General features: G+C 65.1%; 8 protein-coding genes. 3 read left to right on the top strand and 5 right to left on the bottom strand.

Going from position 1 to position 7175, the window contains the following annotated elements; all coding sequences use genetic code 11:
* The first annotated feature begins 127 nt into the window (after positions 1 to 127).
* Positions 128 to 1111 (top strand): Bug family tripartite tricarboxylate transporter substrate binding protein, encoded by a 984-nt coding sequence (locus ACE04A_RS17345; RefSeq protein WP_259247444.1) that lies wholly within the window; start codon positions 128 to 130, stop codon positions 1109 to 1111.
* A gap of 73 nt (positions 1112 to 1184) precedes the next feature.
* Here the strand turns inward: ACE04A_RS17345 and arsH are convergent, their stop codons facing one another.
* The 5 genes from arsH to ACE04A_RS17370 are packed head-to-tail and all read right to left on the bottom strand — an operon-like array spanning position 1185 to position 5155.
* Complete coding sequence (arsH, locus tag ACE04A_RS17350; RefSeq protein ID WP_448718855.1) at positions 1185 to 1952, bottom strand: arsenical resistance protein ArsH; 768 nt, start codon at positions 1950 to 1952, stop codon at positions 1185 to 1187.
* A 24-nt stretch (positions 1953 to 1976) separates the two neighbouring features.
* Positions 1977 to 3209 (bottom strand): MFS transporter, encoded by a 1233-nt coding sequence (locus ACE04A_RS17355; protein ID WP_448718856.1) that lies wholly within the window; start codon positions 3207 to 3209, stop codon positions 1977 to 1979.
* A 22-nt stretch (positions 3210 to 3231) separates the two neighbouring features.
* Positions 3232 to 3657 carry an arsenate reductase (glutaredoxin) gene (gene arsC, locus ACE04A_RS17360; protein ID WP_259247441.1) on the bottom strand — a complete coding sequence of 142 codons (426 nt, stop codon included), beginning with the start codon at positions 3655 to 3657 and terminating at the stop codon, positions 3232 to 3234.
* A 29-nt stretch (positions 3658 to 3686) separates the two neighbouring features.
* Complete coding sequence (locus tag ACE04A_RS17365; protein ID WP_485820340.1) at positions 3687 to 4832, bottom strand: ArsO family NAD(P)H-dependent flavin-containing monooxygenase; 1146 nt, start codon at positions 4830 to 4832, stop codon at positions 3687 to 3689.
* Positions 4832 to 5155, bottom strand: a complete 324-nt coding sequence (locus ACE04A_RS17370) for an ArsR/SmtB family transcription factor (protein WP_259247439.1) — start codon at positions 5153 to 5155, stop codon at positions 4832 to 4834. Before ACE04A_RS17370 ends, ACE04A_RS17365 begins: the two co-directional genes overlap by 1 nt.
* Before the next feature lie 194 nt (positions 5156 to 5349).
* Here ACE04A_RS17370 and ACE04A_RS17375 point away from each other — a divergent pair, with 194 nt between their 5' ends.
* Positions 5350 to 5856, top strand: coding sequence for an arsenate reductase ArsC (locus tag ACE04A_RS17375; protein WP_447989087.1), 507 nt, complete (start codon positions 5350 to 5352; stop codon positions 5854 to 5856).
* 12 nt (positions 5857 to 5868) lie between these two features.
* Positions 5869 to 7149, top strand: a complete 1281-nt coding sequence (locus tag ACE04A_RS17380; protein WP_448718858.1) for an arsenic transporter — start codon at positions 5869 to 5871, stop codon at positions 7147 to 7149.
* The last annotated feature ends 26 nt before the right edge of the window (positions 7150 to 7175 follow it).

Consider the following 7175-nt stretch of genomic DNA (forward strand, 5'->3'; position numbering starts at 1 on the left):
TACACACTTTCTGCTACCCGAAAGGCCAGATCCCACTACAACGCTCGCAAAAAAACACGCGCCCGATAAGCCTAAAACCCACCTAAAACCCAAGCGGGCGCGCACACCATCCCCACAGGAGACAAGCATGAAACTTTCCAAGACCTTGATTTGCCTGGCGGCCACCGCCTGTGCAGCCCTGCCATCCGCCACCGTGCTGGCGCAACAAGCCGCCTGGCCCACCCACGCGATCACGCTCGTGGTGCCCTTCGCGGCGGGCGGCGGCGGCGACACGCTGGCGCGGCTCGTGGCCGAGCCCTTGTCGCGCGAATTGGGCCAATCCATCATCGTGGAAAACCGCCCCGGCGCGGGTGGCAACATCGGCACGTCCATCGCGGCGCGCGCCAATCCGGACGGCTACACGCTGTCATACGGCACCAACGGCACGCAGGCCACCAACCACTGGCTGTATAAATCGCCGGGCTACGCGCCCAGCGACTTCGAGCCGATCTCGCGCTTTACCGTCATCGCCGCGGCCTTGGTCGTGAACGGTACCGACGACCGCTTCAAATCGCTGGACCAACTGCTGGCCTACGCCAAATCGCACCCCGGCGAACTGACCTGCGGCTCGGCGGGCAATGGCACGTCGTCGCATCTGGCCTGTGAATTGCTGAACCAGATGGCGGGCATCAAGGTCATGCACATCCCGTACAAGGGCGGCGGCGCGGCCATGACCGACCTGCTGGGCGGGCGCATTTCGTTCCTGATCGACGTCATGCCCAACGTGTCGGGCCAGATCGCCGCCGGCAAGCTGCGCGCGCTGGCCGTGACCACGCCCGAGCGCGTGGCGTCCAATCCCGACATTCCCACGATGAACGAAGCCGGAGTGAAGGGCTACGAGTTCTTCGCCTGGGACGGCCTGTACGCCCCGAAGGGCACCCCTCCCGAGGTGCTGGAGAAGCTGAACGCCGCCGTCAACAAGGCGCTGCAACGACCCGACGTGAAGAAGACGCTGGAATCGCGCGGCGCCATCCCGTCGCCCACCACGCGCCAAACGCTGAAGGACTTTGGCGCCGAGGAATACACCCGCCTGGGCAAGGTCGTGAAAACCGCGGGCGCGGCGATTGATTAAGGCGTCAGGACCGCTTGGTGCGTAGGGAGGCGGTGGCCTACGGCGCCACCGCCGCGCGTAAGGAAGCGGTGGCCTAGGACGCCACCGCTTCGTGGTCCATCGCCGCGCGCGCCAGGCGCGCGGCTTCTTGCGCCATGCCCTTGCGTTCGCTATACCGGTCGGTCAGGTAATCGCTGCGGTCGCGCACCAGCAGGGTGAACTTGATCAGTTCTTCCATCACGTCGACCACCCGGTCGTAGTAGGACGACGGCTTCATGCGCCCGGACTCGTCGAATTCCTGGAACGCCTTGGCCACGGACGACTGGTTGGGTATGGTCACCATCCGCATCCATCGGCCCAGCACGCGCAGGGCGTTAACCGCGTTAAAGGATTGCGACCCGCCCGATACCTGCATGACGGCCAGCGTGCGGCCTTGCGTGGGGCGCACGCTGCCGGTTTCCAGGGGCAGCCAGTCAATCTGGCTCTTGAACACGCCGGTCAGTGTGCCGTGCCGTTCCGGGCTGCACCAGACTTGCCCTTCGGACCACAGCGACAGCGCGCGCAATTCCGCCACCTTGGGATGATCGGCGGGCGCGCCATCGGGCAGGGGCAGGCCACGGGGGTCGAAGATGCGGGTTTCCGCGCCCAGCCGGGTCAGGATGCGCGCGGCTTCTTCAGTCAGCAGGCGGCTATACGAGCGCTCGCGCAGCGAACCGTACAGCAGCAGGATGCGCGGCGGATGCGTGGCGCCGCTTTCCAGCGCCAGCTTTTCGTGGCTGGGCACATCCAGCAAGGCCTCGTCCAGGCTGGGCAGGTCCAGGTCTGTAGCGGAAAGATCCGAAGGCGGGGAATACGTCGTCATTGCTGCACTCTCTAATCAAATCATTCAAATCAATTGAAGCCTGGGGCGGCTGATCCAGGCGGCCAGCCAAAAGCCCGCGGCCAATACAAACGCCACCGCCACGATGGCGGCCAGCACCGTGTCGTAAGAAGACCCGACCGCCCACAAGGCGGCGGCGCCCACCGGCGCGGCGGCTCGGGCAAAGGTCATGGGCACGGTCAGCAAGCCATTGATCGCCCCATAGGCGTGGCGGCTCAGCATTTCGGGTACCACCATGCCGCGCACGATCGTGAAAATGCCATTGGCCGCGCCATACACCACGCACACCGCCGCCACGGTCAGGAAGTCGGCGCGCAGGAAGGCCAGCGCGCCAAAGGCCAGCGGAAAAATCGTGACGACCGCCGTGCCGACCGCGCGCATCGAGGCCCTTGCCGCGAACAGGCTGATCACGATCCGCCCCGCCACCTGGGCCGGGCCGATCAGCGCAATGGCTTGCACCACCGACACCGTATCGATGCCGCGCTCGCGTAGCAGCGGATACATATGGAAGGTGAAGGCCGAGAACATCGCCGCATACGCCGTCAAGGACACCAGCAAGGCCCAGAAAACAGGGCGATGCAAGGCGTCCCGAACCGCCAGGCGGTTGCGTTCGCGCTGTTCGTCCGGCGTCACGTCGCTGGCGGGCTTGGCATCACGCGCGGGCGATATGAACAGCAAGTACGCGCTGGCGCAGATCAACACGTTGACCGCCGCCAGCGCCATCAACGCTTCGCGCCAGCCCCAATGGTTCAGCAGCCATTGCACCAGCGGAATGAACACCGTGCTGGCGAACCCGCCCCACAACGTCAGCGCGGTGATGCCGGCGCGTGAATGGCCAGGGCCGACCCGGCGCGCAACAACAGCGAACGCCGGTTCGTACAAGGTGGCGGCCTGCAAGGCCCCGATCCCGCCCACCAGCACGTAGAACGCCCATAGCGACGTCACCTGCGACCACAGCAGCAGCAAGCCGCCGGCCGCCAGGGACGACAGCCCCATCACCCAGCGGCCATACCCCCGGTCCACCGCCACGCCCACGGGATAGGCGGCCAGCGCCGCCAGCATCAGCCCCAGCGTGGCCGCCCCGTAAAGATCGGGCTTGCTCCATCCCAGCTCGGCCCCCATGGCTTCCGCGATCAGGGGAAAGCTGTAGTACAGCGAGCCCCACGAACAGATCTGCCCAATGCCCAGCGCGGTCACCAGACCATGCGCTTTGTCGGGGGAGGCGGCTTGGGGGGACATCGGGCGGTGTGCCATCGGGGGCTTAGCGCACGCGCTGTCCGTGCTCGTCGATCACCGCTTCGCCGTCTTCTTTCACGAAGGCGCCGCGTTGCGCTTCTTCCAGAATGTCCAGCACCAGCTCGGACGGCCGGCACAGCCGCACGCCCTTGGCAGTCACCACAAAGGGGCGGTTGATCAGAATGGGGTGCTCCAGCATGGCGTCGATCAGGGCGTCGTCGGTAAGCGATGCGTCGTCCAGGCCCAGTTCCCGGTAGGAGGTTTCCTTTTGCCGGATGGCGTCTCTTACCGAGAGGCCCGAGCGCGCGATCAGGTCAAGCAGCGTGGCGCGGTCCGGCGGGGTTTGCAGGTATTCGATCACTTGCGGTTCGACGCCGGCATTGCGAATCAGCGCCAAGGTGTTGCGCGACGTGCCGCACTTGGGGTTGTGATAGATGGTGACGGTGCTCATGGTGTCCTGTCAGGTTGGTTTAGGTGGAGTTAGGTCGGAATGGAAGAGGGGGAGTCAAACGAGGAAGGTTCAGAAGCGGGCGCTTCAACACGGCTTGGCGTCAGCGGATCAGCCTGAACATAAGCAGCCACCTCCAACGCCGTGGACTTGGCCGTGCGCATGATGCCGACCAGCGTGGCGGACGCAAAGCCCGTCCACTCGCCATACCCAAGCAGCCACAAGCCGGGCATCGCCGACGCCTGCGTACCCGCCAGCGGGACCCGGCCTTCGGCATTGATGACGTCCAACGGCGCCAGGTGATCCAGCGCGGGCCGGAAGCCCGTGCACCAGATGACGGCGTCCACGTCGGTGGCGCTACCGTCCGGCCAGACGACGCCCTGCGGCGTAAAGCGCAAGAACGGCCGCACCGAATGCAGCACGCCGCGCTCTCGGGCCTCGCGCACGGGCGCAACCATGACGACGTCGCCGAATCCACCGGGAAGATCGTCCGGCTGCTTGCCCTGTTGCATGGCCTGCCAGCGCGCCGTGGCCCGTTCGAACAGCACCCGGCCGTCCCCGTCATCGGGCAAGAACAGGGGCTCGGTCTGCGTGACCCAGGTGGTGGCCGCCACGCGGGATACCTCGGCCAGAATCTGCGCGCCGGAGTTGCCGCCGCCCACGACCAGGACGCGCTGGCCGGCAAAGGGCGCGGGTGACCGGTACTGCGCGGAATGGATCTGCCTGCCACGGAACTCGGACGCGCCATCGAAGGGCGGCACGTAAGGTTTGCTCCAGGTGCCGGTCGCGCTGACCACGGCGCGGCTGCGCCAAACGCCTTGGTCGGTTTCAACGACGAATTCGGATTCGTCCTTGCGTACCGCATTCACGACCACGGGGCGGTGCACGTTGAACCCATAACGGCTTTCATAGCGCGCCAGGTACACGACAACCTGGTCTCGGCCGGGATACCCGGGCACTGCCGGCATCGGCCAGCCCGGCAAGGAACTCCATTGCGCTGGGGAAAAGAGCTGCAACGAGTTCCAGCCATTCGTCCAGGCGCCACCCGCTTGCGCGCTGGCGTCCAGCAAGACGACATCAAGCGACGTGCGCTTCAGGAAGTAGGCAAGCGCCAAGGCGCTTTGCCCCGCGCCCACGATCACCACATCCACCTGGCGAGCGGAGGAGGGCAGCGTCATTACTGGCACTCCGCGTCCTGGGGCCGCTCGGCGCACGCCACGCCGGCGCAACACTCGGCGGTCAGGTAGTCCACCAGCCCGTACATCAGCGTGGTGTTGGCGCGATAGCGCATGAAGCGGCCTTCCTGCTCAACCGTCAGCAGGCCGGCTTGCGTCAGCGCTTTCAAGTGGAACGACAGGTTGGTGGGCGGCAAGCTGAGTTCGGTAGCGATCTGGCCCGCCACGCAGCCGTCAGGCGCTGCCCGGACCAGCAGCCGGAAGATGTCCAGCCGGACGCCCGAGGCGAGCGATTCGAAGACGATGACTGCGGTGTTTTTGTCCATGTTGCGAATACTACAATATTTGTTGAACTATTGGAATTTACGTTTTAAGCTGGCGTCGCCGAGGTGAAGCCGCCGACTTGAAGCCGCTGACTTGAAGCCGCTGCGGCGGCAAGCCTGCACGCCATGTCAGGCGTGGCATGCCGCCTTCGACGTCCGCCTCCCTATACGTCCACCTCAACTCACGAGTCCTCATCATGACTGACAAGGTCTACAACGTACTCTTTCTTTGCACCGGCAATTCCGCGCGCAGCATCATGGCCGAGGCCTTGCTCAACACCCTGGGTAAAGGACGCTTTCACGCCTACAGCGCCGGCAGCCAGCCGGGCGGCACGGTCAACCCCTTGACGCTGGAAAAGCTCAAGGCCCTGGACTATCCGACAGAGACCCTGCGCAGCAAAAGCTGGGATGAATTCGCCGCGCCGGATGCGCCGCAGATGGATTTCATCATCACGGTATGCGACAACGCGGCCGGCGAAGTTTGCCCCGTGTGGCCTGGCCAGCCCATTTCGGCGCATTGGGGGTTTGAAGACCCGGCCGCCGCCGTCGGTTCGGAAGACGAACGCCGCCATGTGTTCGAAAAGGTGTTCCGTCAGATCTCGTCGCGCATCAACGTCTTCACCAGCTTGCCTATCGCGGCGTTGGACAAGGCCGCCATCCACCGAGAACTGAAGCAGATCGGCGTCGAGCCGCCCAAGGCCTGACGAGACGCCCGCATGTTCGCCGCAATAACGATCTTCATCCTTACCCTGATCCTGGTGATCTGGCAGCCGCGTGGCTTGGGCATCGGCTGGAGCGCCAGCCTGGGCGCGGTGCTTGCCTTGGCCGCCGGCGTAGTGCAGGCGTCGGACATTCCGGTGGTGTGGAACATTGTCTGGAACGCCACGGCCACGTTCATCGCCGTCATCATCATCAGCCTGCTGCTGGACGAGGCCGGTTTCTTTGAATGGGCCGCGCTGCATGTGGCGCGGTGGGGCAGGGGCAACGGCCGCGCCTTGTTCGCCTTGATCATTCTGCTGGGCGCGGCGGTGGCCGCGCTGTTCGCCAACGATGGCGCAGCGCTCATCCTGACCCCGATCGTGATGGCCATGCTGCTGGCCCTGGGGTTCACGCCCGGGGCGACGCTGGCGTTCGTGATGGCGGCGGGCTTTATCGCCGACGCCGCCAGCTTGCCGCTGATCGTGTCGAACCTGGTGAACATCGTCTCGGCCGACTTCTTCGACATCGGTTTCAACCGCTACGCGGCGGTGATGGCGCCGGTGAACGTCGTGGCCGTGCTGGCGTCGCTGGTGGTCTTGTTTCTGTATTTCAGAAAGAGCATTCCGCAACGGTATGACGAAAGCCAACTCAAGCCGCCCGCCGCGGCCATCCGCGACCTGAACACGTTCCGGTCAGGATGGGCGGTGCTAGCGCTGCTGTTGATTGGTTTCTTTGGGCTGGAACCGCTGGGCGTGCCGGTCAGCGTGGTGGCGGCCGTGGGCGCAGCGATACTGCTGCTGGTGGCCGGTCGTGGTCACAAGATCAGCACGCGCAAAGTGATCCGCGAAGCGCCGTGGCAGATCGTGATCTTCTCGTTGGGGATGTACCTGGTGGTGTACGGCTTGCGCAATGCCGGGCTGACCCAATATCTGGCGGATATGCTGAGCCGGTTCGCAGAGCAGGGCGTCTGGGCGGCTACCTTTGGCGCCGGGTTCATGGCCGCGCTGCTGTCGTCCATCATGAACAACATGCCCACGGTGCTGGTCGGCGCGCTATCCATCGACGCCAGCCAGGCAAGCGGCGTGGTGAAGGAAGCGATGATCTACGCCAACGTCATCGGCAGCGATCTGGGCCCGAAGATCACGCCGATCGGCAGCCTGGCCACCTTGCTGTGGCTGCACGTACTGGAACGCAAAGGCACAAGGATCTCTTGGGGCTACTACTTCAAGGTGGGCATTGTGCTGACGCTGCCGGTGCTGGCGTTGACGCTGGCGGCCTTGGCGATCAGGCTCGGTTGACGCCTGCCGCCCCCCCCCCAATGGCG

The organism is Achromobacter colocynthidis, assembly GCF_057334535.1.